Raw genomic sequence first — 25,903 nt, 5'->3', positions numbered from 1 at the left:
TGTCCTCAGGCGACGGAAACGGTGCGCGGCAGCGGGAATCCGGCCGCGCAGGGGGTCATCTGCAGCAGGGTGTCGCCGCGCAGGCCGCGGCGCAGCGTCTCCACCCCGACCAGGTCGGCGGCGGCGATGTTGCCGAGGTTGACCTCGGGCCCCAGCTCCCGGATCAGCTCGACCTGCAGGTCCTTCGTGGGGGCCTCGAACAGCAGGCGCCCGGCGTCCACCCGGGCGAGCACGGCCCGCAGCACGTCGTCGCGCAGGTGCCCGTCCGGACGCGCCATCCCGCTGCGGCCGCTCTCGCGGGTCTCGGTGATCACCAGCTCGGCACCGGCGTCGAGGTCCTCGCGGATCGCGCCGACCCAGTCGGCGGGGGACAGCTGCGCCGAGCGCTCGGCGTCCTTGTACCCGACCTCCGAGAGCACCGGCCGGTACTGCGCCATCCGCCGCACGTACCCGGCCTTGGCGGGCTGATCGAGCGGGATCGTGCCGTTGGACACCTCGATGTGCGTCGCACCGGTGCGCTCGACGAGCGCGAGGTAGTCGTCGAGGCGGTCCTGCACCAGGTACCACTCGAACAGCGTGCCGCCGAAGTAGAAGCCGATCCCGGCTTCGCGCAGGACACCCAGCTTGCGGTCGAGGTCGCGGGTCACCAGCGCGGTGCCCCAGCCGAACTTGACCAGCCCGACGTACTGGCCGTGACTGCTGATCACGTCGGTGAACAGGCCGGTCGGCAGGCCCGGGTCGATCATCATCGTGGTACGGCTCATCGGGCTCCTCCTGTGTTCGCGAGCGCGAGGTCTTCGCTGCCGCGGGCGGGCACGCTGCGCCGGACGGGCCGCGACCACGGCCGGCCGGTGAGCGCGAGGCTGACCGGGGTGCGCCGGGCGGCCGCGGTGAGCAGCCCCGACACGAGGTAGAGCAGCGGCAGGAACACCACCACGAGCACGACCAGCACCAGCGCGTTCGGCACGGTCTGGGCGAAGTCGACCAGCCCGGTCGCGCCGGCGCCGAGCAGCGCGCCCTGCAGCACCAGCGGGTGCAGCAGGTAGATGCCGAACGAGGCGTCGGAGGTGGCGGTGACGAGCTTCTCGCCGAACCGCCGCCGCTCCTGCCACAGCAGGCCCGTGGCGAGGAAGGTCCACGCGATCGCGGCGCTCTCCACCGCCACCACCGGCTGGAACACCATGCTCGCCTGCAGCGGGGGCTGGCCGTCGCCCCAGACCTGCACCAGGTAGACGACGACCGAGAGCGCGACCACGCTCGCCGCGCCGCCGAACACCAGCCGCACGTGCTGCCGGGTCCACCCGACGAGCGCGTCCCGGTGCCAGGCGGCGATGGAGCCGGCCAGGACGTAGCCGAGGTAGCTGGGCAGCAGCGCGTCCGGCGCCCGCACCCAGCCCGAGAGCGGGCCGAGGTCCCACTGGTGCTGCACGGCGTAGGCGAACGCGAGCTGGAACAGCACGGCCAGCCCCAGCAGCGGCCCGTGCCACCGTTCCGTCGCCCGCAGCAGCGCGCGGATCAGCGGGAACACCAGGTAGATCTGCATCGAGACGAGCAGGAAGTACAGGTGGTAGCGCGCGGTGCCGGTGAGCAGCTGCTGCACGAACGCCTCGCCGAAGAACGGGCCGCCGTTGGCGAAGAAGTACGCGACGGTCCAGACCAGGTACGGCACGACGACGAACAGGTAGCGCCGCGCCCAGAACTTCGGCCACCGGACCTTCTTGCGCCCGGTGCTGTAGGTCAGCACGAAGGCGGTGAGCAGGAAGAACACCTCGCGGCTGACGTGGAACACCATGCCGAGCGCACCGACGAGCACGGTCGGCGGCACCGGGGCGAACGCGAGGACGTGCGTGCCGATGACGAGGCCGACGGTCAGCACGCGGATCAGGTCGACGTAGTACAGGTGCTCCCCGCGTTTGCTCACTGGCTGCCCGCCAGCTCGGACCGCAGTGCGCGCCGCAGCACCTTCCCGGTCGGGCCGACCGGCAGCGCGTCGGTGACCTCGACGACGGTCGGGCGCTTGTAGCGGGTCAGCCGCTGCTCGCACCAGGCCCGCAGCGACTCCTTGAGCTCCTCGGGGTCCGACCGGCGGGTGGTCACGAACGCGACCGGCACCTGGCCGAGCCGCTCGTGCGGCGCGCCGACGACGGCGACCGCCGCGACGCCGGGATGCGCCAGCAGGACGTTCTCCACCTCCTGCGGGTAGATCTTCTCGCCGCCGCGGTTGATCACGTCGTCCGCGCGGCCGGCCAGGCGCAGGAACCCGGCCTCGTCGCGGACGCCGACGTCACCGGTGCGCAGCCAGCCCTCCGCGGTGCGCGCGGACCGGGTCCGCTCGGGCCCGTCCGCGTCGAGCTCGAGGTACTCGCCGACGATCTGCGGCCCGCGCAGCAGCACCTCGCCCTCCTCGCCGGGGCGCGCCTCGCGGCCGTCGGGCCCGGCGACGATCAGCTCCACCTCGACCGGCAGGCCGACCGAGCCGGCCCGGCGCAGCCGGGGGTCCAGCGGGTTCGAGGTGATCTGGCCCGCGGCTTCGGACATGCCGTAGGTCTCGAGCACGCCCAGCCCGGTGCGCTCGGTGAAGGCCAGGGCCGTCCCGGGCGGCAACGGCGCCGAGGCCGAGCGCGCGAACCGCACCCGGTCCACCACGTGCGCGGGCGGCGCGGGCCGCTGGGCCAGTGAGGTGAGGATGGCGGGGACGGCGTTGAGCCAGGTGGGGGAGTGCCGCTCCACGCGCGACCAGTACTCGTCGGTCTCGAAGCGGCGGTCGATGACCAGCGAGGCACCGCCGGCGACGGTCGCCAGCAGGCCCATCACCTGGGCGTTGACGTGGAACAGCGGGAGCGGGGTGTAGCCGCGCTCGCCGGGGCCGAACCGGTGGTGCCGCGCGACGCGCCCGGCGGCGTGCATCAGCTGCCACTCGGTGAGCGGGACCCCCTTGGGGCGCCCGGTCGTGCCGGAGCTGGTGAGCAGCACCGCGGGCCGCAACGCGGCGCCGTCGCTGGGCCGGTTCGCCGTCGTGGCCGACCAGATCCGGCGCGGGCCGGCGAGATCGACCGCCACGATGTCCAGGTCGGCGGAGATGACCGGCTCCTCCTGGTCGGTCGCGAGCACGTCCACCCGCAGCCGGGCGAGCACCTCGGCCAGCTCCGGGGCGGTCAGCCGCGGGTCGATCGGCGCCGCGGTCAGCCCTGCGGACAGGCAGCCCAGGTAGGCCGCGGTGAACGTGAGCGGATCGGCGATCACCAGGCCGACCCTGCTGCCCGGCGCCACCTCGTGCCGCCAGTGCGCGGCGTGCTCGGCGACCGCACGCCAGGTCAGTGCCCGCTCGTCCGCCCCGGACAGGAACGCGAGCGCGTCCCCCCGCTCCTGCGCCCGGGCGGACAGCAACCGGGACACAATCGCCATAAAACCCTCCACACGCTTTTCGCCGAACACATGCCGAGTCTGGTCAACGTTCCTATGTACGCGCTGGCACCATCATGAGAGAGACCTGAGAAGACTCGCGGTTTCACGCCGCTTTTCCCGGTCCAGCGGGCACAATGTCCACATGAAGTTGTGGCGCCAGCAGCGCGTTTCCCGGACAACTGGACAAATGAGACGGTTGTTCCTCGTTGTTGGCGCGTTCCTCACATTAGCCGCCTGCTCGGCGCCGACTGTCAGTGAGCCCGTCGTGTCGGAGGGACATGCGGCGACGGCGGCCCCGGCGAGCACCGACGGCACCACGACGGTGCAGCGGCAGCTGACCGTGGACGGGATGAAGCGGACGTACCTCGCGGTCGGGTCTTCGGTGCGACACAAGGGACTTCCGTTGCTGATAATGCTGCACGGGCGCGGCATCACCGCGCAGCAGGAGTCGGCCCGCACGGGGTTCCTGCCCTACGCCGAGCGCGGGCTGGTGAACATCGTCTACCCGCTGGGGATCTCCCAGTCCTGGAACGCCGGGCACGGCTGCTGTGGGGTCGCGGCGAAGGAGGGCGTGCACGACACGGAATTCCTGACCCGGCTCGCCGCCGACGCGTCACATTATTTCGAAAGCGACCTGCGCCGGATTTATCTCGTCGGGTACAGCAATGGGGCGAAACTGTCGTTCGAAGAGGTTTGCGAGCATCCGGACGTTTTCGCCGCACTCGCGACCTATGGTGCGGTTCCGCTCGCCCCGTGCGGCGGCGGGAAACCGATCTCGGCGCTGATGGCCAGCGGCACCAACGACTCGGTGGTGCGCAGCGAGCACTTCTCGCCGACCGCGACGATCGCGCTGGACCAGGCGGTCGCGCAGTGGCAGTCCCGCAACGGCTGTACGGGTGCGGGCGCCACCACCCGCACGGGCCCGCTGACGCTCACGTCGTGGACCGGCTGCCGGGGCGGCACGCAACTCTCGGCGGCCGTCTACTCAGGACTGACGCACTTCTGGCCGACGGCCACCCGAACGAAAGCGCCCTACACGACGTACGTGGGGGAGCAGGCGGGCGCGGCGACGATCATGTGGGACTTCCTCAGCAGACAGCACCTGGCCTAGGAGGACGCTTCCTGGGGGCTTGCGCGGCTACTGGGCGTCGAACAGGGCGCTGACCGACTCGCCGTTGTGGATGCGGCGCATCGCCTCCGCCAGCGCCGGCGCGATCGACAGCACCGTGAGCTTCGGTGCCGACTCCTCCGGGTGCACCGGAACCGTGTTCGTGCACACGATCTCCAGCACGTCCGGCTGGTCGCCGATGCGCTTGAGCGCGCCGCCCGCGAACAGCCCGTGCGTGCAGGCCACGCGGATCGACCGGACGCCGAACTCGCGCAACCGCGTCAGCAGCTCCAGTACCGTGCTGCCCCTGGCGATCTCGTCGTCGAGCACGATCACGTCGCGCCCGGCGACCTCGCCGATGATCGAGCTGATGGCGACCCTGTCGTCGGCGAAGCGCTCCTTGGCCCCGGCCGCGACCGGCACCCCGAGCAGCCGCGCGAAGTGCGAGGCGGGCTTGGCGTTGCCCAGGTCGGGGGAGACGACCGTGGTGTTGCTCAGGTCGTAGCGGCGGAAGTGCCCGGCCAGCTCGCGCAGGGCGTGCAGATGGTCGACCGGGACGCTGAAGAACCCGTGCACCTGCGGCGAGTGCAGCGTCATCGCCAGCACCCGGTTCGCCCCGGCGGTCACCAGCAGGTCCGCGACCAGCCTGCCGCCGATCGAGATGCGCGGTGCGTCCTTCTTGTCGGACCGGGCGTAGGCGTAGTGCGGCATCACGACGGTCGTGCGGGCCGCCGACGCGCCGCGTGCGGCGTCGAGCATCAGCAGCAGCTCGACCAGGTGCTCCTGCACCGGCGCGACGATCGGCTGGATGAGGAACACGTCGCGCTCGCGGCAGTTGGCCTGCAGCTGGACCTCGAGGCAGTCGTTGGCGAACCGGCGCACGCTGACCGGGTAGAGGTCGACGCCGAGCTGCGCGCAGATCTCCGCGGCGAGCTCGGGATGGGCACTACCGCTGAAGACGGCGATATCACGCACGCCGGGAATGCTACCGCCGGTTCGCCGGGCATCCCCGCGCAGTGATCGCCGCCGGGCTTCATCCGGCGGCGGCGTCCGCGGGCTCCTGCGCCCGGCCGGTGAGCCTGCCGAGCCGGGCCGGCACGTCGAACCCGACCAGGAGCGCCGTGACCAGCGTCAGCCCGCCGGCGAGCCAGACCAGCGCGGGGCCGAGCCCGACGTGCGCGGCGACCTGCGCGCCCGCGAGCGGGGCGACCGCGCCGCCCAGTGCTCCGACGTTGTACGTGAAGCCGAGGCCGGCCGCGCGCAGCCGGACGGGGAAGTGGTCGCCGATGTACTTCGGCAGCAGCCCGGAGATGCCGGAGCTGGTCCCCTGCAAGGCGAACAGCAGCACCCAGACCGCGACGACGCTGCCGCCCCGGCCGAGGGCGAACGCCGGGAACACGAACACCAGCGACAGCACCAGGCCGCCGACGTAGGTGGTCCGGGTGCCGAACCGGTCGCCGAGGGTGCCCGCGAGGCACGAGCCCAGGGCGTAGCCGAGCCCGGCCCAGGTCAGCGCGTTCGCGACCTGGCCTGCGTTGTAGTGCAGGTCGGTCTTGAGGTAGGTCGGCAGCAGCGACTGGATCGGCCACGAGTACAGGAAGGCGCAGAACACCCTGGCCATCAGCCCGACCGCCATCGGCCAGGCACGGCCGCTGACCTGCACGGCGAACGCGGCGAAGCCGAGCACGCAGAGCGCGATGTAGAGCGGGTAGAGCGAGCCGGCGTTACCGGAGAAGACGAGCACGAGGCTGACCGCGACGACCAGGCCGATGACGACGTTGGCCACGGTCCACCTCCGGTTCAGCAGTGCGGTCGCGCTGGTGGAGCCCTCGCCGCGGGCGGCGACCTCCTTGGTCCAGTCCTTCGCCTCGGGCAGCGCGCGGCGCAGCCACAGCGCGACGAGCACCGGCACGATCCCGATCCAGAACAGCCGGCGCCAGCCCAGGTGCGGGACGACGAGGTCGTAGGCGCGGGCGGCGAGGATCGTGCCGACCGGGTACGCCGAGAGCAGGAAGCCGCTCGCGCGGTTGCGCAGGGTCTTGGGCCAGCTTTCCATCCCGTAGGTGCTGCTGGAGCCGTACTCGCCGGCCATGCCGATGCCGACGACCGCCCGGAAGACGAACAGCGACCAGTAGCTCCAGGCGAACCCGCACAGGGCGGTGCCGACGGCGTAGCAGAGGATGCTGAGGATCATCGCCGGGCGGCGGCCGAAGCGGGCGCCGAAGGCGCCGAGGGCGAGGCCGCCGAACCACCGGGAGACGAACGCCGCCGACACCAGCGTCGCGGCACCGGCCAGCGACAGGTGGAACTCGGTGCGGATCTCGGTCAGGACGAGCGTGATGATCACGAAGTCGAAGCCGTCGAGCAGGTAGCCGCTAGGCGGCGCTGAACGCCTTCCACTGGCCCGGGCCGATCTGCCGGTACCAGGGAACGCGGGTCGGCGTGGCAGCCATGTTCCCCTCTTCGTCGAGGAAACTCGTAGGACGTTGGACGTCGTATGATGCGCCGGTACGCTAGCTCACAGATCGAAGCGAGGGCAAGAGTGCGGGTCACACGCGGCCAGGAGCTGGTCGACTCCATCCTCGAGCTGATCGACCGGCGAAGGCTGCGGGCCGGCGACCCGCTGCCGCCGGAACCGCGGCTGATGGAGGAGTTCGGGGTCGCGCGGAACTCGGTGCGGGAGGCGCTGCGGACCTTGCAGGCGCTGGGGATCGTCGAGATCCGGCATGGCTACGGGACCTTCGTCGGGGATGCGAGCATGGCCGCGCTGAGCCCGTCGCTGCTGTTCCGGACGCGGGCCCGGTCGCGGCAGGATCTGCGCGGGCTCAGCGATCTGCTGGAGGTGCGGCAGATCCTGGAGACCGAGCTGACGCGCAAGGTCGTCGGGAACGGGCAGCTGCTGGCGGCGCTGGGCGAGTGCGTGGACCGGATGGCCGACCCGGCGACCGCGTCGGTGGCCGATCGCCGGTTCCACGAGCTCATCGGCGAGGCGGCGGGCAACGAGCTGGCGCTCGAGCTGATCCGGCTGTTCTGGGACGTGTACCGGCAGACGGAGTCGCTGATCGGCACGCCGACGTCGCGGCCGGACGGGCTGGAGGCGAAGCACCGCCGGATCGTGGAGGCGATCGCGACCAGCGACGGGGCCGCCGTCGGCGAAGCCGTGAGCGAGCACTTCGACGAGATCCGCAAACGCATCGCGGCTGGTTGAGGTCGGGTGTGGGGGTGGCGGCGCGCCTGGGGGCGGCCGGCGGGCGGGCGGTTTCGGGGGTGGGTGACGGCTGGCAGCGGGCGCTGACGCCTCGCGGCGGCGGGCGGGCGGTTCGGCGCTGGCGGAGGCGGGCGGTTCGGGGACGCCTGACGCCTGACGCCTGGCGGCGGCGGGCGGTTCGGCGCTGGCGGCGGTAGGCGGGCGACTCGGCTGTGGCGATGAGATTCGCGCACCGGCTGACGCGTGCCTGTGGCGGAGGAGGTTCACCCCCGCCCCCGCCCCCGCCCCCCACACCCCACCGCCCCGCACGTCACCTCGCCTTGACCCACCGACCCGGCAGGCCTATCGTCCCGACATAGGACGTCCAACGTCCTATGTCATCAGCCCAGTGCGAGGGAGTGTCATGCCTGTCCCCGTCCTTGACCACGGTGTCGTGCCGCCGCTGTGCACACCGCTCACGCCCGAGCGCGAGCTGGACGTGCCGTCGCTGGAGCGGCTCACCGGGTTCCTCCTCGACGCGGGCGTGCACGGCCTCTTCGTCACCGGCTCGACGGGAGAGGTCGCCTACCTCCCCGACGACCTCCGCCACCGCGCGCTCGACGTCGTCGTCCGATGCGCCGCCGGGCAGGTACCCGTCCTCGCCGGCATCGTCGACACCACCACGCCCCGCGTGCTCGCCCACGCCCACGCGGCCGAAACCCATGGCGCACAAGCGCTGGTGGCCACCGCCCCGTTCTACGCGCCCACCGCGCCGAGCGAGTTCCCCACCCACTTCCGCGCGATCCGCGCCGCCGTCGACCTGCCGCTCATCGCCTACGACATCCCCGGCTCGGTGCACGCGAAACTCCCCGCGGAGGTCCTCGCCGGGCTCGCGCAGGACGGCACGCTCGACGGCCTCAAGGACTCCAGCGGCGACCTGGACGGCCTCCGCACCGTACTGGAAAGCGTTGGCACACCACACTTCCGCGTGTTCACCGGCTCCGAGACGATGGCCGACATCGCCATGTTCCTCGGCGCGCACGGGCTCGTCCCCGGCCTGGGCAACGTCGACCCGCACGGCTACGTCCGCCTCTACGAAGCCGCCCGACGCGGCGACTGGAAAGCCGCCGCCACCGAGCAGCGGCGCCTGCGCGAGCTGTGGCGGATGATCACGGTCGGCGGTGGCCGGATCGGCCCCTACGCCTCAGCCATCGGCGCCTTCAAATACGCGCTCGTCGCGCGCGGCGTCCTCGCCCACGGCACCACGAGCCTGCCGATGGCCCCACTGCACGGCACCGAGCAGGCCGCGGTCCGCGAACTCCTTGCCGCGGCAGGACTTTCTCAGACCTGAGGCGCGGCGGTGGCGGCGGGCGAGACGATGTCCTCGGCCAGCGGGGCGATCGCGGTCAGGATCTGGCCGACCAGCTCCGGCGGCACGCCCGCGTCCCGCAGCGACTCCGCCAGCAGCTGTGCGACCCGGTCGAACTGCGGCCGGCCGATCCCGCGCCCGCGGTGCGCCTCCTTCATGGTCTGCCCCCGGTAGTGGTCCGGGCCACCGAGCGCGCCGGCGAAGAACTCGACCTGCCTGCCCTTGAGCCGGTTCAGGTTCGTCCCGGCGAAGTAACCCGCGAGCCCGGGATCGGCCAGCACCCGGTCGTAGAAGTCGTCGACGACCGCGCTGATGGCCTCGTCGCCACCGATCTGGTCGTAGATGCTCGTCATGGCTGCCTCCGGTCGGGTGGGGTGAACTGGGTGAGCTTGTCGATCTCCTGCGCGAACGCGTCCGACGCGGCGTGGAGCTGGACCTGCACGGCGTGGCAGAACGCGCGCAGCCACGCGAGCCGGCGTTCCATGTCCTCGATCTCCGCCGCGTGGTCCGCCCCGGCGCCGTCCCGGTAGGCGCGCACCGCCTGCTGCGCGGCCACCTCGGCCTGCTGCTCCGCGTCGCGCAGCAGGGTGGTGGCCTGGCGCCGCGCGTCGCCGGTGAGCCGGCGGCAGTGCGCCTCCGCCTGCGCGATGTAGGCCTCCGCCTGCAGCTGCGCCTCGGACAGCAGGTTCACCGCCTCGACGTTCACCTGTGCGGTGACCAGCGCCGGGTCGATGTTCTCGTTGTGGCTGCGGTACCAGTCGCGCAACCGCTCGACCTCCGCGCGCAGCCGGGCGTTCTCCGCCTCCCCGGCGGCCATCTCCTCGGCGAGCCGGCGCTGGAACAGCTCGACCTCGTCCGGGTCGATGCCCCGGCGGCCCAGGGGGGACTTGCTGAAGGTGATGCTGCGGATCCGCTCTGGGGTGAGGATCCGCCGTACGGTGGGCTGGCGCGGGTTGTCGGCCTGCAGTGTCATAACCGGGTAGTCCTCATCCCCTCGTCAAGAAGCCGATCCCGGCCTCGGCCGGGTCCTGGTAGCCGGCGAAGTCCTCCCAGTGGACGTGCTCGTCCGGAACTCCGGCGCCGTAGAGCAGGTTCCGCGTCGCGGTCACCATCGCCGGCGATCCACAGACGTAGACCTTCCGGTTCTGCCACGACCCGTGGCACAGCGCCACTTCGCCGACCGCGCCCTGCGGCCCGGCGAAGCGCGGGTCGTCGGAGACGACCGGCACCACGCGCAGGTTCGGCACGGCGGCACCGAGCGCCTGCAGTGCCGGCATGTCGTAGAGGTCGCGTGCCGTGCGGGCGCCGACGAACAGGTCGACGCGCCGGGGCCGCGGCTCGTTCGCGATCTGGCCGAGCAGCGCCTTGAGCGGGGCGAGCCCGGTGCCGCCCGAGATCAGGACGAGATCGTGCGGGTGGTCGAGCGTGAGCCGGCCGCCGATCGGCGCGCCGAGCCGCAGCAGGTCCCCGGGGCGGATCGCCTGCACGAGCGCGGAACTGACCGCGCCGCCGTCGACCATGCGGACGTGCAGTTCCAGGAGGTTGTCCTCGCGGGGCGCCGTGGCGGGGGAGTAGTACCGCCAGATCTTCGGCCGCAGCGAGGTCTCCAGCGAGACGCTCTGCCCCGGGCGGTAGCCCAGCGGCCGGTCCGTGCGCAACGTGAGCACGGCGGTCTCGAGGCTGCGGCGTTCGTGCCTGACAACTTCCGCGGGCCACCACGGTGGTGCGGTGTGCGCGCTTTCGCCGGCGGCGGCGATCATCACGTCCGCAACCAGCTTGTATGCGGCCGACCAATCAGCGGCAAGGTCGGGGTTCCATTCGTCGCCCAGGAAGTGCTCGAGCGTGGCGAGCAGGGCCTGGCCGACCGCGGGGTAGTGGTCCGCGGGGACCGTGAACTTGCGGTGATCGCGGCCGAGTTGCCGCAGGAACGGGACGGCGGCCTCGAGCTCGTCGACCGAGGCGACGACCTTGCCCAGCGCACGCACGAGCTTGTCGCGTTGGGCCGACATCCCGGCGGGGAACATCTCCCGCAGGTGCGGATGGGTCAGGAACAAGGTCGAATAGAAGAACAACGGCACTCCGCCGCCGAAACCCGCGACCGTATTCCAGCTGCTGCGCAGCCGAGCGGTGTCCACCGGAGATCGTGCTTCCCTTCGTGCGGGCCCGAAAACGTTGTCGCTGAGGTGGTCGAGGCAGCAGCGTAATGTCACCGCAATTTGCATTCAAGAGTTTGCGGCGGGTGGGAAAAAGTCACTTGTCCGGTTTCCATTACGGACAGTCGTCAACTTGTCCGCGGTGTCGAACACGGGTGTGACGCAGCGTCATTGAGAACGGCGGCGGTCGCGCCGGACTGCGGCGAGCGCTCAGCTGGAGACCGACGTCCCGGGCACGGCGTCCAGCAACTGACGGGTGTAGGGGTCGGCGGGTGAGGTGAGCACGTCGCCCACCGGCCCGTGCTCCACGACGCGGCCCTCCCGCATCACCAGCACATCGTGCGCGAGCGAGCGCACCACGGCCAGATCGTGGGAGATGAACAGGTAGCTCAGCCCCAGCTCCTGTTGCAGCGACTCCAGCAGGCTCAGGATCTGGTCCTGCACGAGCACGTCCAAAGCGGACACCGCCTCGTCGCACACCACCAGCCGTGGGTCGAGCGCGAGTGCGCGGGCGATCGCGACGCGCTGGCGCTGCCCGCCCGACAGCTCGTTCGGATAACGCTGCGCGAGGTTCGCCGGCAAGGCGACCTGGTCGAGCAGCTCCGCGACCTTCGCCCGCCGCGACGACCGGTCGCCGACACCGAACGTGCGCAGCGGCTCGGTGATCAGCCGCTCGACCGTCCACATCGGATCGAGCGAGGCGTACGGGTCCTGGAACACCGGCTGCATCGCCTTGCGGGCGGCCTTCAACCGGGCACCGCGCAGCCCGACGACCTCCACGCCGTCGAGCCGGATCGTGCCCGACGTCGCCGGCACCAGGCCCAGCACCATGCGCGCGATGGTGGTCTTGCCCGAACCGGACTCGCCGACGATCGCGGTCGTGCGGCCGCGTCCGACGGTGAACGAGACGTCGTCCACCGCGCGCAGGATCCCGCCGCGGCCACGGACGCGGTACTCCTTGGACACGTTCGACACCTCGAGCACGACGTCCGAAGTGGACACCGCCGTGTGCTTCGGCCCGCTGAGCGAGGGCGCGGCGGCCACGAGCCGTTGCGTGTAGCCCTCCCGCGGCTCGGTCAGCACCTGCCGCGCGGACCCCGTCTCGACGACCTCGCCCCCGGACATCACCACGACCCGGTCTGCCCGGTCCGCCGCGAGCCCCAGGTCGTGGGTGACCAGCAGCAGCGCCGTGCCCAGCTCGCGGGTCAGCTTGTCGAGGTGGTCGAGGATCTGCCGCTGCACGGTCACGTCGAGCGCGGACGTCGGCTCGTCGGCGATCAGCAGGTCCGGCTTGCAGGCCAGCGCGATGGCGATCAGCACGCGCTGGCGCATCCCGCCGGAGAACTCGTGCGGGTACTGGCGGGCCCGGCGGGCGGGCTCGCCGAGCCCCGCCTGCCCGAGCAGCTCGACCGCCCGCGCCCAGGCTTCGCGGCGCCCGCACATCCGGTGTGCCAGCAGGGTTTCCGCCACCTGGCGGCCCACCCGCGACACCGGGTTCAGGTTGGCCATCGGGTCCTGGGGTACCAGGCCGATCTCCCGGCCGCGCAGGCGGCGCAGCCGCTTCTCCCCGGCGTGCGTGATGTCCTCGCCGCGCCAGCGGATCGCGCCGCCGGTGATCCGCCCCGAGCCGGGCAGCAGGCCGATGATCGCGTGCGCGGTGGTGGACTTCCCGGAACCGGACTGGCCGACGACGGCGACGCGTTCACCGGGCGCGATGTGCAGGCTCGCGCCACGCACGGCCGCGGCGTCGCGGAAGGCCACCCCGAGGTCGTCGACTTCGAGCAACGGTGACGTCATGCGGCACTCCGCGGGTCGAGGGCGTCGCGCAGCGCGTCGCCGAACAGGTTGAAGCCCAGGCAGATCACGGCGAGCGCGATGCCGGGGAAGATGCCGGGCCACGGCGTGCGGAACAGGTACTGCTGGGCGTCCGACAGCATGATGCCCAGACTCGGGTCGGGCGGCTGGATGCCCAGGCCCAGGAACGACAGGATCGCCTCGCCGATGACGGCCGTCGGCATGATCACGGTGGCCTGCACGATGATCACCGGCAGCGCGTTCGGCAGGACGTGCTGGCCGAGGATGCGCCACGGTCCGGCGTGCATGGTGTGCGCCGCGAGCACGAAGTCGGTCTCCTTGAGCCGCAACGTGTCCGCCCGCACCACCCGGACCATGGTCGGGATCTGCGCGATGCCCAGTGCGATGGCAGCGTTGGTCAGCCCGCCACCGTTGATCGCGGCCAGCCCCACCGCGAGGATCAGGAACGGGAAGGCGAGCATGAGGTCCGCCAGCCTGGACACCAGCGCGTCGAGCCGGCGCCAGTAGCCCGAGAACAGCCCCAGCGGCACGCCGACGACGATCGCGAGCAGCACCGACAGCGCGCCGACCTCGAGCGAGGCCCGTGTCCCGTACAGCACGCGGGAGAGGATGTCGCGGCCGAGGTCGTCGGTGCCGAGCGCGAACCCGATCGTGCCGGGCTGCTGGAACGGGGTGGAGAAGTGCACCTCGGTCGGCGGGTACGGCGCCAGCAGCGGCGCGAACACCCCGGCGACGACCACGATCAGCAGCAGCGCGCCGCCGACCACGCCCATCGGGTTGCGCACCACCTTGCGCAGCGCCCGCCCGCGCACCCGGGCCAGGGGAGCGGGGCTCTCGGCGACGATCGTCATCGGGTCCTCCCGGACACTCGCAGGCGTGGGTCGATGACCGTGTAGAGGAGGTCGACGAGCAGGTTGATCACGATGTAGGAGGTGGTGATCACCAGCACGACGGCCTGGATCACCGGGTAGTCGCGGCTGAACACCGAGTCCAGGGTCAGCTTCCCGATGCCGGGCAGGCTGAAGATCCGCTCGGTGACCACCGCGCCCGCGATGAGCCCGCCGAGCTGCAGCCCGACGATCGTGGTGACCACGATGAGGCTGTTGCGCAGCCCGTAGCGGAAGACCACCGCGCCCCGGCCGAGCCCCTTCGCCCGCGCGGTGCGCACGAAGTCTGCGGTCAGCGTCTCGACCATCGACGAGCGCGTCTGCCGCTGCACCACCGCGGCGTGCGCCAGGCCGAGGATCACCGCGGGCAGCGTCAGGTAGTAGAGCCCGCGCAGCGGATGGTCGAACGGGGAGACGTAGCCCGACGCGGGGAACCAGCCCAGTTGCACCGAAAGGTAGAGCACCGCGAGGATGCCGAGCCAGAACGTCGGCACCGACAGCGCGAACAGCGAGAAGCCGTTGGCCGCCCACTCCGGCCAGCGCCCGCGGAACACCGCGGCGACGACACCACCGGCCATCCCGGCGAGCACCGCGATGAGCATCGCGTACACCGCGAGCTGCACGGTGACCGGCAGCGTCGCGCCGATCATCTCGCGCACCGGGGTCCCGGTGCGGGCCGAGCGGCCGAAGTCGCCGGTGAGCGCGTGCCCGGCGAACTTGAGGTACTGCACCGGCAACGGCTCGTCCAGGCCGAGCTGCGCCCGGACCGCGGCGATCGCCGCCGGGTCGGCCTGCTCGCCCGCCATCGCGGTCGCGGGGTCGCCCGGCAGCGCACGCACGCCGACGAACACGACGATCGAGGCGAGCACGAGCGTCACCGCGGACTGCCACAGCCGGTGGCACAGGTAGCGCAGCACCGTTCAGCCCTCCTGGTTCTTCACGAACGCGGCCTTGCCGAGCCGGACCACGCCGTCGGAGTACACCTCGACGCCCGCGACGCGGGTGGACTCCACGGTGAGGTTGCGCAGCCGGTAGGTGTACACGATGGGGTTCTGCTGATGGATGAGCTGCACGGCCTGGCCGTACAGGGTGGCCCGCTGCCCGACGTCGGTGGTGCGGGAGGCCGAAGCCAGCAGTTTGTCCAAAGTGGACGAGCTGAACCCGCCGTAGTTGCCGCCCGCGCCGGTGGAGAGGAACCGCGAGGTGTTGGCGTCCGGGTCGATCCGGCCGGACCAGCCGAGCATCAGCGCCTCGAAGGTGCCCCGCTTCTGCACGTCCAGCAGCGTCGAGTACTCGACCGGCACGACCTTCAGGTCGAACCCGCCCTCCGCGACACTCGCCTGCAGTGCCTGGGCGTAGCGCAGCTGGTCCTGGGTGTTGGACACCTGCATCGAAACCGGATAGGGGATCCGGACCCCCGCCTCGGCCAGCAGCTGCCGCGACCTCTGCGGGTCGAACGCCGGACAGGCGTTGGCGGCGGGCGAGGCGTACGGGGTCTGCGGCGCGACGGGGGAGCAGGTGGGGTCGAACCAGTTGTTGAAGACCGTGTCCACCAGCGTCTGCCGGTCGATCGCGAGGGAGAACGCCTCGCGGACACGCGGGTCCTGCGCGATCGGGGTGCCGATCGGCTTGGTGGGCTTGCCGACGCCGTCGACGTTGCCGGTGTTGAGCGTGATGCCCTGGTAGCCCAGCGACGGCGACTGCAGCACCCGCAGGTCCGGGTCCTTGGCCAGCGCGTCCACGTCCTGTGGCGAGATCGTGTCGGCGACCTGGATGTCGCCCGAGCGCAGGTTCGCCGCGCGGATGTTCGCGTCCGACATGATCCGGTAGGTGATCGTGTCGAGGTGGACGTCCTTCGCGTCGTAGTACAGCGGGTCGCGCGTCACGGTGATCGAGGTCTGCGGCACCCGCTTGACGAACTCGAACGGCCCCACGCACACCGGGTGGTCGCCGAAGTTGTCGCCCTCCTTCGCCAGCGCCGCCGGGGACATGATCATCCCGGCGCGGTCGGCCAGCGCGGCGGTGATGGGCGCGAAGGGCCGCTTGTAGGAGATGGCGACGTGGCTCGCGTCCGTCGCCTCGATGTTCTTGACCGGCCCCATTTCGCTGGTGCGCTGGGAGGTCTTGAGCGAGAAGTGCCGCTGCAGGCTGGTCGCCACGGCCTGGGCGTCGAACGGCGTGCCGTCGGCGAACACGATCCCGGTGCGGACCGGGATGGTCACCGTGAGGCCGTCGGGCGAGACCGTCGGCAGGGCGGTCGCCAGCTGCGGCACGATGTTGCTGGTCGCGTCGATGTCGTAGAGCTTCTCGCAGATCGTGCTCATCACGTAGCGCGTGTAGAGCGAGCTGGACGTGGTCGGGTCGAGGCGGTCGGGCTCGGACGACAGGCCCATCACGAGCTCGCCGCCCTGGGCGACCTGCTGGTCGCCCACTGGTGTGCCGAAGTCGTCGACGTGCGCGCCGCGTCCGCTCGCGTGCTGCACCGGCACGCACGCGCTCAGCGCCACCGTCGCCAGCACCGCAAGCGCGGCGGAAAGAGACCGGGGGGACATGCGGAACAAGGTACGACGGTTTTTCCCCGACACCATTTCCGATGCGTTAAGACGTGTTAATATCGTTATTTTCGGAAATCGCATGGGAAAAAGCGGGCCGGGAATTCCGGCCCGCTCTCGCGGGAAACGCGGGAATCATCTGCCGGCGGCGTATCCCTGCATTCCCCGCGGGTTGGCCGCAGCCGAGAGCACACCGGTCTCCGGGTCACGCGCGACAGCGCACAACCGCCCTTCCGACCAGGGATCCGCGACAGTCACGGCATGCCCGCGGCCTTCCAGCGCCGCCACGACCTCGGCCCCGATCCGCGATTCCACGGTGACCGCGCCAGGCACCATCGCGCGCGGGTAGAACGAGCTCGGGAAACTGTCGGTGTGCCAGTTCGGGGCGTCGATCGCGCCCTGCAGGTCGAGCCCGCCCCGCACTTTTCCGCCCAATGCGACGGCGAGGAAGAAATGCGTGCTCCACTGATCCTGCTGATCGCCGCCGGGAGTGCCGAAGGCCAGCACCGGCACGGTGTCCCGAAGCGCCAGCGAGGGGCTCAGCGTGGTGCGCGGGCGCTTGCCCGGCGCGAGCGAGTTGGGCAGGCCGGGGTCGAGCCAGGCCATCTGCAGCCGGGTGCCGAGCGGGAAGCCGAGGCCGGGGACGACGGGGTTGGACTGCAGCCAGCCGCCGCTCGGGGTCGCGGCGATCATGTTGCCCCAGCGGTCGACCACGTCGAGGTGGCAGGTGTCGCCCCGGGTAGCGCCGTCCTCGGCGACCGTCGGCTCGCCCGCGCCCGCGGGGATGCCGATCGTGCCACCGGCGGCGACGAGCTCGGCGTGCTCGCTCAGCCGCGGCTCGCGGCCGTCCGGGCTGCCGGGGCGCAGCTCGTACGAGGCCTGGCCGCCGATGAGCGCACGGCGGGATTCGTTGTAGGCCGGGGAAAGCAGCGTCTGGAGCGAGACGTCGGTGCTGTCGCCGTACCACGCCTCGCGGTCGGCCATCGCGAGCTTCGTGCCCTCGATGAGCGTGTGGTAATAGTCCGGGCTGCCGTGGTCCAGCTCGCCGGGCAGCAGGGCGAGCTGTTGCAGGAACACCGGCCCCTGGCTCCACAGGCCCGCCTTCGCGATGGTCCAGCCGTTCCAGGTGAACGTGACGGGATCCTCGTAGCCTGCCGAGAACGCCGCCAGGTCGTCGCCGGCGAGGGTGCCCGCGTGCCGCTCGCCGGAGGTGTCCATGGTCGGCTTCGCCGCGAACCCGGCGATCGCCTCGCCGATGAACCCTTCGCGCCACACCTTCCGCGCGGCCTCGATCTGGGTCTCCCGGCCGGCGCCCGCCGCGGCGGCCTCCGCGAGCAGGCGGCGCCAGGTGTCCGCGAGCGCGGGGTTCTTCAGCAGCTCGCCGGGCGCGGGTGCCTTCCCGCCCCGCAGGTAGACCTCGGCCGAGGTGGTCCACTCGGTCTCGAACAGCTCGCGCACGGTCTCGACCGTCGCGCCGATCCGCTCCACCGCCGGGACGCCGTGCTCGGCGTAGCCGATCGCGTACTTCAGCACCCCGGCCAGCGACTTCGTGCCGTGGTCGCGCAACAGCAGCAGCCAGGCGTCGAACGCGCCGGGGACGGCGGCCGCCAGCGGGCCGGTGCCGGGGACGAGGTCGAGGCCGAGCGAGGTGTAGTGGGCGATCGTCGCGCCGGCCGGCGCCGGACCCTGTCCACAAAGGACCTTCGGCGCGGCGCCCGCGGGCGCGACGATCATCGGCACCTCGCCGGCGGGGCCGTTGAGGTGCGGCTCCGCGACGTGCAGCACGAAGGCGGCGGCGACAGCCGCGTCGTAGGCGTTGCCGTCGTCCTCGAGGACGGCCATCGCCGTGGCCGAGGCGAGCCAGTGGGTGGACGACACCATGCCGAAGGTGCCCTGCAGCGTGGGGCGGGTCTGGAACATCCCCGCAGTGTCCCGCGTGCGGGCGGCAGGCGTCCAAGACATCTGCGACACCGTTCCGATAGCGTCCGGCTATGGAACGACGTCAGCTCGAGTACTTCGTCGCGATCGTCGAGCACGGCGGGTTCACCCACGCCGCGAAGGCGCTGCGGGTGGCCCAGCCGTCGCTGTCGCGCGCCATCGCCAAGCTGGAGCACGAGCTGGGGGTCGCGCTCTTCCACCGGGTGGGCCGTAACGCCGTGCTGTCGAACGCGGGGGAGATCATGGCCGACCGTGCCCGGCTCGTGCTGCGCGACCTGGACGCCCTGCGGGCTGCGGCCCGTGCCGTCGGGGACGGCCCGGTCGGCCGGGTCGACATCGCGGCGACCTCCTCGTCCGCGCTCGAACCGGTCATCAGCATCATCGCCGAGTTGCGGGAGCGGCATCCCGGCGTGCTCGTCAGCACCTCCTCGGCACTCTCGGCGGCCGAGGTGGTGGCCATGGTCGTGCAGGGCCGCTGCGAGGCGGGCGTGTGCGGCAGCGCGGAGCGCCCGGCGGGGCGGGGGCTGCTCGCCCACCACCTGCGCGACGAGGAGTTCCTGCTGGTCGCGCCGCCCGGCACGGAGGTCGGCCGGGACGGCGCCGTGGCGCGTGAGGACCTGGCGGGGATGCGGTTCGTGGTGACCAAGCCGGCCACCGCCGTGCGCGCGCTGTTCGACCGGCTGGCCGCGAGCGTCGGGGACGTCGTGATCGCGGCCGAGGTGGGCGACCGCAGTGTCGTGCTGCCGATGGTGCTGCGGGGGATCGGGGCCGGGCTGATGCCCGACGGCTGGGCGGAGCTGGCCCGCCGGGCGGGTGCGCAGGTGTACCGGTTCGCCCCGCCCGAACGGCTCCCGCAGTGGCTCGTGCACAGGTCGGGGCCCATCACGGCGGCGACCCAGGCGTTCCTCGACACCACCCTCTCGAGGCCCGGTCGGGACGCTGTTACCAGAACGTGAACAGTCCTTCGGACTGAATCGGTACGGAAACCTTCCGTTACGCCGTCCGGGGACGTATGTTGTCGCACACAACATTCAAATGTTGCCGACCACAACATTTCCCTAGGGGACGCAATGAAGCGGAGAAAGACCCTTGCCCTGCTGGCCGCCGGCACGGGCGTTGCCCTCGCTCTGACGGCCTGTGGGGCCAACAGCTCGGGCGGCTCGAGCAGCGGTGACCAGTCCGGCGCCGCGAGCAACGGCGGCCCGAAGGTGGGCGTCATCCTCCCGGAGACCGCCACCTCCGCGCGGTGGGCCGGGTTCGACCAGCCCATGCTGCAGTCGGCGCTGACGAAGGCGGGCATGACCCCGATCATCGAGAACGCGCAGGGTGACAACCAGAAGTTCTCGCAGTACGCCGACAGCATGCTCAGCCAGGGCGTGAAGGTGCTCATCATCGCCGCGCCCAGCGGTGACGTCGGCGCGACGGTCGAGCAGAAGGCCGCGCAGCAGGGCGTCCCGGTCATCGACTACGACCGGCTCAACCTCGGCGGCAGCGCCAACTACTACGTCAGCTTCGACAACACCAAGGTCGGCGAACTGCAGGGCACCGCGCTCAAGGACGCGCTCGCGAGCAAGCCCGGTGCGCAGGTCATCGAGATCGAGGGCTCGCCGACGGACAACAACGCGACCCTGTTCCACAACGGGCAGGAGAACATCGTCGGCCCGCTCTACACCTCGGGCGCGCTGAAGAAGGTCGCCAGCCAGGCCATCGACGGCTGGGACAACCAGAAGGGCGGCGCGACCTTCGAGCAGCTGCTCTCGGCCAACGGCGGCAAGGTGGACGGCGTGCTCGCGGCCAACGACGGCCTCGCCGGCGCGATCATCACCGTGCTGCAGAAGAACGGCCTCGCCGGCAAGGTCCCGGTGACCGGCCAGGACGCCAGCGCCGCGGGCCTGACGGCCATCCTGCAGGGCAGCCAGTACTCGACGGTGTTCAAGCCGATCCAGCAGGAGGCCGACGCCGCCGCGCAGCTGGCCGCCGCGCTGATCAAGGGCGACACCGCCGGTGCCGACGCGGTCGCCAAGGACTCCTCGACGGACCCCAAGGGCAACCGTACGGTGAAGTCCGTGCTGCTCCAGCCGCAGTCGATCACCAAGCAGAACGTGAAGACCGTGGTCGACCAGGGCTACGTCAAGGCCAGCGAGATCTGCACCGCCGACGTCGCCGCGGCGTGCACCCAGCTGGGTATTTCCTGACCCTCGCACCACCGCGGGGAAGTGCCGCCGAGGCGGTGCTTCCCCGCAGTGGTGCCCCCAACGATGTGGAGGTACCGCGGTGAACGAGCCGATCCTCGCGCTGCGCGGTGTGAACAAGAGTTTCGGCCCGGTCCACGTGCTGCACGACGTGGACCTGACGGTGCGCGCGGGGGAGGTGACCGCGCTCGTCGGCGACAACGGCGCCGGCAAGTCGACGCTGGTCAAGTGCATCGCCGGCATCCACGGCACGGACAGCGGCGAAGTGCTGTTCAACGGCGAGCCCGTGCATATCCACAACCCGCGTGACGCTGCCGCGCTGGGCATCGAGGTCGTCTACCAGGACCTCGCGCTCGCCGACAACCTGGACATCGTCCAGAACATGTTCCTCGGCCGGGAACGCACCAGGAGCGGGCTGCTGGACGAGGCGTCGATGGAGCTCGACGCGCGCAAGACACTGGCTTCGCTGTCCGTGCGCACCGTCAAGTCCGTGCGCACGCCCGTCGCGTCGCTGTCCGGCGGCCAGCGGCAGACCGTCGCGATCGCCAAGGCCGTGCTGTGGAACAGCAAGGTCGTGCTGCTCGACGAGCCCACCGCCGCGCTCGGCGTGGCGCAGACCCGCCAGGTGCTCGACCTGGTGCGCAGGCTGGCCGAGCAGGGCCTGGGCGTCGTGCTGATCAGCCACAACATGAACGACGTGTTCGAGGTCGCCGACCGGATCGCCGTGCTCTACCTCGGGCGGCTGGCCGCCGATGTCGCGACCAAGGACGTCACCAACAACCAGGTGGTCGAGCTGATCACCGCCGGCCGGTCGGGCGATCTCGGCCTGGCCCGCCCCGAAGTCGCGGCCGTGTAGGGCGAGGAAACAGAAATGACTGAGACACCCATCAAGCCTTCCGACCCCGACTCGGCGATCGCCGACTTCGGGATCGACACCACCTCGCGCACCACCTCCGAGGCGGTCGGCGACTACTTCCGCCGGCTGCGTGGCGGCGAGCTCGGCGCGGTGCCCGCGCTGCTCGGCCTGCTCCTGCTGGTCGTGGTGTTCACCAGCCTGTCGGACTCGTTCCTGACGCTGAACAACATCGCGAACCTGTTCGCACAGGGCGGCGGGCAGACCATCATCGCGATGGGCATCGTGCCGGTGCTGCTGCTGGGCGAGATCGACCTGTCCGCGGGCACCGCGTCCGGCGTCTGCGCGTCGGTGCTCGCCCTGCACTGGACCCAGCACGGCAACCTGCTGGGCGCCATGGGCCCGACGATGTTCTACGGCTTCATCGTCGGCGCCGTGATCGCGATCGCGCTGTGCGCCTGGATGCGGGTCTGGATCGGCGTGGCGCTGTCCGCGGTGTCGCTGCTGATCTTGCTGATCGGCTTCGCCGCGAACCCGTGGGTCGAGATCCTCCTCGCGATCACCATCGGCACCGTGATCGGCAGCATCACCGGCGCGCTGGTCTCCAAGATCGGCATCCCGTCGTTCGTGGTGACGCTGGCACTGTTCATCGCGTGGTACGGCGTCGTGCTCGCCCTGGTCGGCGAGGGCGGCACCATCCCGATCCGCGACAGCCACGTGCTGTTCGACGTGGCCAACGGCAACCTCGGCGTGGCCGCCAGCTGGGTCATGCTCGTCGTGGCCGCCGGCGGCTACGCGCTCGTGGTGCTGTTCCGGCACTTCTCCCGGCTGCGGCACGGGCTGGTCGCGCAGCCGACCACGCTCATCGCGATCAAGGTCGCGGCCGTGGTCGTGCTGGGCGCGGTGGCCACCTACCTGCTGACCCTCAACCGCTCGCCGAACCCGGCGCTGACCACGATCGAGGGCATCCCGTGGGTGGTGCCGATCATCCTGGTGCTGCTCGTGGTCGGCACGTTCGTGCTCGACCGCACCCGCTACGGCCGGCACGTCTACGCGGTCGGCGGCAACAAGGAGGCCGCGCGCCGGGCCGGTGTGAAGGTCGACAAGATCCGGATGAGCGTGTTCGTGATCTGCTCGTCGGTCGCGGCGATCGGCGCGATCGTCTACAGCTCGAAGGTCGGTTCGGTCGACGGCAACGCCGGTAACGGCAACACCCTGCTGTTCGCGGTCGGCGCCGCGGTCATCGGCGGCACGTCGCTGTTCGGCGGCCGGGGCCGCCTGCGGGACGCGGTCATCGGTGGCCTCGTGCTCGCGACCGTCCAGAACGGACTCGGCCTGCTCGGCTACCAGGCGGACACGGTTAACATCATCACCGGGCTCGTGCTGCTCGTCGCGGCGGCCGTCGACGCCCTGTCGCGCAGGCGCGCCGCGGCCGCGCGCTGACCGCGTGGTGCCGGACGAGGAGACGACCGCAGCAGGGAAGCCATAGGTGACGACAACATCGACCTCCGGGACGCGCCCGGACGACGTTCGTCGCCACAACCGGGCGGCCCTGCTGCGCCGGCTCCACGTGGACGGTCCCTCCACCAGGGCCACGCTCGCCACGGCGCTCGGGCTCAACCGCAGCACCATCAAGGCACTGGTGGACGGGCTCGCCGAGGACGGCGTCGTCGAGGAACGGGTGCCCGCCCAGCGCAGCGGGGCGGGCCGCCCGTCGCTGCTGGTGCTGCCGCAGCCGCAGGCCGCGGTGGTGCTGGCGATCGACATCCGGGTGGAACGCGCCGCGATGGCGCTGGTCGGCATCGGCGGGCAGATCCTGGGCCGGGACAGCTGGCGGGTGCGCGGCGGCAACCGCCAGCCCACCGAGGTCTTCACGAAGATCATGGACTACGTGGGCCCGCTGGTCGCCGAGCAGGAGGTCGGCCCGGTCGCGGTCGGCGTGTCCGTGCCCGGGGTGGTGCGCCGCGCCGACGGGTACGTGCACGAGGCGCCCAACCTGCACTGGACGGACGTGCCGCTGGGCGGCTGGCTCTCGCACGCGCTCAAGCTGCCCGTGCACATGGGCAACGACGCCGAGCTCGGCGCGCTGGCCGAACACCTGCGCGGCGCCGCCCGCCGCGCCGACGACGTGGTGTACATCAGCGCGGACGTCGGCGTGGGCGGCGGCGTGATCTCCAATGGCCTGTCCCTGCGGGCCGCGGGCGGGCACCACATCGGCGAGGTCGGGCACATGGTGGTCAAGCCCGGTGGGCATCCCTGCTACTGCGGGGCGCGCGGCTGCTGGGAGACCGAGGTCGGCGAGCGCGCCCTCTGCCGTGCCCTCGGCATCGACGAGGACTCCCCGGTCGGCGCGATCGTCGCGGAGCTGCGGGAGCTGGGCGCGGCCGGGGGCGGCGCGCTGGAGCGGCTCGACGAGTTCGTCGAATGGCTCGCGCTGGGCCTGGGAAACGTCGTCAACCTGCTGTGCCCGCAGCTGGTCGTGCTGGGCGACCTGTTCACCGCACTGCCCGCCCCGGTCGTCGACCGGGTCGAGGAGATCGTGCGGGAGCGCAGCCTGGTCAGCCGTGCGCTCGGCGGCACCCGGGTCTGCACGTCCTCACTGGGTTCGGACGCGAAGCTGCTCGGCGCCGCCGAACTGGCCTTCGAGACCGTGCTGTCGGACTGGTGAGTCAGCAGACCTCGTCGAGCCTGCCGCTGGCGACGTCGAACACGAACCCGCGCACGGAGTCCTTCTTCGGCACGAACGGGCTGGCCTTGATCCGCGCGATCGACTGCCGGACGTCCGTGGCCAGGTCGTCGAACGCCTCCGCCGCCCACGCCGGCTTGATGCCCACCTCGTTCTCGATGGACTTCCTGAACCCGTCGTCGGTGAAGGTGAGCATGCCGCAGTCGGTGTGGTGGATGAGGATGATCTCCTCGGTGCCCAGCAGCCGCTGGCTGATCGCGAGCGAGCGGATCGCGTCCTCGGTGATCACGCCGCCGGCGTTGCGGATCACGTGCGCGTCGCCCTCCCGCAGGCCCAGCACCCCGTAGACGTTGATCCGCGCGTCCATGCACGCCACGACGGCGACGTGCCTGGCGGGCGGGAGCGGCAGCGGGCCGGAGAAGGTCTCGGCATAGCGGGCGTTGTTCGCGAGCAGTTCGTCGGTCACGGACATCGGTGCGCTCCTCGGCTCGTGGGCTCTTCGCCCTGAGTGCACCGCCGTCCGCGCGGCCGCGCAACCAGGTCCAGATGGTGAGCGCTCAGCGCACGAGGCGGAAGAACGAGCGCAGCTCGCCGGTGAACAGCTCGGGCTGTTCGAGGGCGGCGAAGTGCCCGCCCCTGTCCAGCTCGTGCCACCAGCGGATGTCGGGGTAGCGCCGCGCGGCCCACCGGCGGGACGGGCGGGGCAGCTCCCGCGGGAAGATCGAGCAGCCGGTGGGCACCGGGACGACGTCGTCGGTGCTGCGGGTGAACCACTCCGACACCTGCCGGAAGCTCTCCCAGTACAGCCGCGCCGAGGACGCGCCGCTGCCCGGCAGCCAGTACAGCATCACGTTGTCCAGCAACCGGTCGCGCGTGAGCACGTCCTCGGGACGGTCGGTCCAGGCGTGGAACTTCTCCACGATCCACGCGCACAGGGCGGCAGGGGAGTCGACCAGGCCGTAACCGATCGTCTGCGGCTTGCTCGACTGCTCCGCGGCGTAGCCCGACTCCCAGTCCTCGGCGTGCCGCAGCTCCGCCAGGGTCTCCTGCTCCTGCGGCGTCAGGTCGTCGAAGGTGGCGGGGTCGGGCGCGGCGATCGGCGGCACCACGTGGATGCCGGCGAGGTGCGCGGCGTCCTGCTGGCCGAGGCTGGTGGTGACGCTGGTGCCCCAGTCACTGCCCTGCGCGCCGTAGCGCTCGTAGCCCAGGCGTGCCATCAGCTCGGCCCAGGCCCGCGCGATCCGCTGCACGCCCCATCCCGGCCGCGCCGGCTTGTCGCTGAAGCCGTAGCCGGGCAGCGTCGGCAGCACGAGGTGGAAGGCGTCGGCGGGGTCGGGCGGGTCGGTGAGCGGCTCGATGACGTCGAGGTACTCGATGATCGAGCCGGGCCAGCCGTTGGTGAGCACCAGCGGGAGTGCCCCCGGATGCGGTGAGCGGACGTGGAAGAAGGAGATGCCGAGGCCGTCGATCTCCGTGCGGTACTGGGGAAGCGCGTTGAGCCGGGCCTGCGTGGCGCGCCAGTCGTACTCCTCGGCCCAGTACCGGCACAGGTCCTGTACGTAGCCGAGCGGAACGCCCTGCGACCAGTCGTCGACGGTCTCGGCTTCGGGCCAGCGGGTGCGGCGGAGCCGGTCGCGAAGCTCGCGCAGCTCGGCTTCGGGGACGTCGATCCGGAACGGCGTGCACATCGGGTCCATGGTGCCGAGTTCCCTCGTCGGACGGATTGTGTCGAAAGTGGACGGTGACGGACCGGGTGGA

The 25,903-nt window shown here is 71.5% G+C and carries 23 protein-coding genes; 8 read left to right on the top strand and 15 right to left on the bottom strand.

Annotated elements, in window-relative coordinates:
• Positions 1-5 precede the first annotated feature (5 nt).
• From LWP59_RS21930 to LWP59_RS21920, 3 genes are read right to left on the bottom strand one after another with little or no spacing between them, the layout of a single operon-like run.
• Entirely contained in the window at positions 6-764 is a 759-nt protein-coding gene (locus LWP59_RS21930) for a phosphosulfolactate synthase (RefSeq protein ID WP_144645399.1), read from the bottom strand.
• Positions 761-1,921, bottom strand: coding sequence for an acyltransferase (locus LWP59_RS21925; RefSeq protein WP_186383610.1), 1,161 nt, complete (start codon positions 1,919-1,921; stop codon positions 761-763). Before LWP59_RS21925 ends, LWP59_RS21930 begins: the two co-directional genes overlap by 4 nt.
• Positions 1,918-3,405, bottom strand: coding sequence for a class I adenylate-forming enzyme family protein (locus LWP59_RS21920; RefSeq protein WP_144645403.1), 1,488 nt, complete (start codon positions 3,403-3,405; stop codon positions 1,918-1,920). Before LWP59_RS21920 ends, LWP59_RS21925 begins: the two co-directional genes overlap by 4 nt.
• 265 nt (positions 3,406-3,670) lie before the next feature.
• Here LWP59_RS21920 and LWP59_RS21915 point away from each other — a divergent pair, with 265 nt between their 5' ends.
• A complete protein-coding gene (locus LWP59_RS21915; RefSeq protein WP_186383611.1) occupies positions 3,671-4,516 on the top strand; it encodes an alpha/beta hydrolase family esterase in 846 nt (281 codons plus the stop codon).
• A gap of 27 nt (positions 4,517-4,543) precedes the next feature.
• Here LWP59_RS21915 and LWP59_RS21910 read toward each other — a convergent pair whose 3' ends face one another.
• Both LWP59_RS21910 and LWP59_RS21905 read right to left on the bottom strand, forming a co-directional pair.
• Positions 4,544-5,488 carry a ribose-phosphate diphosphokinase gene (locus LWP59_RS21910; protein WP_144645407.1) on the bottom strand — a complete coding sequence of 315 codons (945 nt, stop codon included), beginning with the start codon at positions 5,486-5,488 and terminating at the stop codon, positions 4,544-4,546.
• A 58-nt stretch (positions 5,489-5,546) separates the two neighbouring features.
• A complete protein-coding gene (locus tag LWP59_RS21905; RefSeq protein WP_308431677.1) occupies positions 5,547-6,860 on the bottom strand; it encodes an MFS transporter in 1,314 nt (437 codons plus the stop codon).
• 195 nt (positions 6,861-7,055) lie between these two features.
• Between LWP59_RS21905 and LWP59_RS21900 the strand changes: the two genes are divergently transcribed.
• Positions 7,056-7,721: a FadR/GntR family transcriptional regulator gene (locus LWP59_RS21900; RefSeq protein ID WP_144645409.1), complete on the top strand. Its 666-nt coding sequence runs from the start codon at positions 7,056-7,058 to the stop codon at positions 7,719-7,721.
• A 403-nt stretch (positions 7,722-8,124) separates the two neighbouring features.
• Positions 8,125-9,051 (top strand): dihydrodipicolinate synthase family protein, encoded by a 927-nt coding sequence (locus LWP59_RS21890; RefSeq protein ID WP_144644605.1) that lies wholly within the window; start codon positions 8,125-8,127, stop codon positions 9,049-9,051.
• Here the strand turns inward: LWP59_RS21890 and LWP59_RS21885 are convergent.
• From LWP59_RS21885 to LWP59_RS21850, 8 genes are all read right to left on the bottom strand, one after another.
• Positions 9,042-9,422 (bottom strand): group I truncated hemoglobin, encoded by a 381-nt coding sequence (locus LWP59_RS21885; RefSeq protein ID WP_144644608.1) that lies wholly within the window; start codon positions 9,420-9,422, stop codon positions 9,042-9,044. The genes LWP59_RS21890 and LWP59_RS21885 overlap by 10 nt on opposite strands.
• Positions 9,419-10,042, bottom strand: coding sequence for a DivIVA domain-containing protein (locus LWP59_RS21880; protein WP_144644611.1), 624 nt, complete (start codon positions 10,040-10,042; stop codon positions 9,419-9,421). Before LWP59_RS21880 ends, LWP59_RS21885 begins: the two co-directional genes overlap by 4 nt.
• A 13-nt stretch (positions 10,043-10,055) precedes the next feature.
• A complete protein-coding gene (locus LWP59_RS21875) occupies positions 10,056-11,204 on the bottom strand; it encodes a globin domain-containing protein (RefSeq protein ID WP_186383579.1) in 1,149 nt (382 codons plus the stop codon).
• Positions 11,205-11,432: 228 nt separating this feature from the next.
• A complete protein-coding gene (locus LWP59_RS21870) occupies positions 11,433-13,019 on the bottom strand; it encodes an ABC transporter ATP-binding protein (protein ID WP_144644617.1) in 1,587 nt (528 codons plus the stop codon).
• The gene (locus LWP59_RS21865) at positions 13,016-13,888 is read right to left on the bottom strand and encodes an ABC transporter permease (RefSeq protein WP_144644620.1); all 873 of its coding nucleotides are present in this window, start codon (positions 13,886-13,888) and stop codon (positions 13,016-13,018) included. Before LWP59_RS21865 ends, LWP59_RS21870 begins: the two co-directional genes overlap by 4 nt.
• Positions 13,885-14,841 (bottom strand): ABC transporter permease, encoded by a 957-nt coding sequence (locus tag LWP59_RS21860; RefSeq protein ID WP_144644624.1) that lies wholly within the window; start codon positions 14,839-14,841, stop codon positions 13,885-13,887. Before LWP59_RS21860 ends, LWP59_RS21865 begins: the two co-directional genes overlap by 4 nt.
• A 3-nt stretch (positions 14,842-14,844) precedes the next feature.
• Complete coding sequence (locus LWP59_RS21855) at positions 14,845-16,476, bottom strand: ABC transporter substrate-binding protein (RefSeq protein ID WP_144644627.1); 1,632 nt, start codon at positions 16,474-16,476, stop codon at positions 14,845-14,847.
• Positions 16,477-16,611: 135 nt separating this feature from the next.
• Positions 16,612-18,396, bottom strand: coding sequence for a gamma-glutamyltransferase family protein (locus tag LWP59_RS21850; RefSeq protein WP_144644630.1), 1,785 nt, complete (start codon positions 18,394-18,396; stop codon positions 16,612-16,614).
• 71 nt (positions 18,397-18,467) lie between these two features.
• On the opposite strand from LWP59_RS21850, the gene LWP59_RS21845 reads away from it, so the two are divergent.
• From LWP59_RS21845 to LWP59_RS21825, 5 genes are all read left to right on the top strand, one after another.
• A complete protein-coding gene (locus LWP59_RS21845) occupies positions 18,468-19,370 on the top strand; it encodes a LysR family transcriptional regulator (protein WP_144644633.1) in 903 nt (300 codons plus the stop codon).
• A 114-nt stretch (positions 19,371-19,484) separates the two neighbouring features.
• Complete coding sequence (locus LWP59_RS21840; RefSeq protein ID WP_144644636.1) at positions 19,485-20,609, top strand: sugar ABC transporter substrate-binding protein; 1,125 nt, start codon at positions 19,485-19,487, stop codon at positions 20,607-20,609.
• A gap of 79 nt (positions 20,610-20,688) precedes the next feature.
• Positions 20,689-21,462 (top strand): ATP-binding cassette domain-containing protein, encoded by a 774-nt coding sequence (locus tag LWP59_RS21835; protein ID WP_144644638.1) that lies wholly within the window; start codon positions 20,689-20,691, stop codon positions 21,460-21,462.
• Between the two features lie 15 nt (positions 21,463-21,477).
• Positions 21,478-22,902, top strand: coding sequence for a sugar ABC transporter permease (locus tag LWP59_RS21830; RefSeq protein WP_144644641.1), 1,425 nt, complete (start codon positions 21,478-21,480; stop codon positions 22,900-22,902).
• A gap of 46 nt (positions 22,903-22,948) precedes the next feature.
• On the top strand, positions 22,949-24,127 hold the full coding sequence (locus tag LWP59_RS21825) for an ROK family transcriptional regulator (RefSeq protein WP_144644643.1): 1,179 nt from the start codon (positions 22,949-22,951) through the stop codon (positions 24,125-24,127).
• Position 24,128: 1 nt separating this feature from the next.
• Here LWP59_RS21825 and LWP59_RS21820 read toward each other — a convergent pair whose 3' ends face one another.
• Together LWP59_RS21820 and LWP59_RS21815 are read right to left on the bottom strand one after the other, a co-directional pair.
• Positions 24,129-24,617, bottom strand: coding sequence for a beta-class carbonic anhydrase (locus LWP59_RS21820; protein ID WP_144644646.1), 489 nt, complete (start codon positions 24,615-24,617; stop codon positions 24,129-24,131).
• A gap of 85 nt (positions 24,618-24,702) precedes the next feature.
• Positions 24,703-25,833: an epoxide hydrolase family protein gene (locus LWP59_RS21815; RefSeq protein ID WP_144644649.1), complete on the bottom strand. Its 1,131-nt coding sequence runs from the start codon at positions 25,831-25,833 to the stop codon at positions 24,703-24,705.
• Positions 25,834-25,903 lie beyond the last annotated feature (70 nt).

This window comes from Amycolatopsis acidiphila (genome assembly GCF_021391495.1).
Lineage (GTDB): Bacteria > Actinomycetota > Actinomycetes > Mycobacteriales > Pseudonocardiaceae > Amycolatopsis_E > Amycolatopsis_E acidiphila.
Note: the sequence above shows the minus strand (reverse complement) of the source record. Positions and strands in the feature narration are given on the sequence as shown.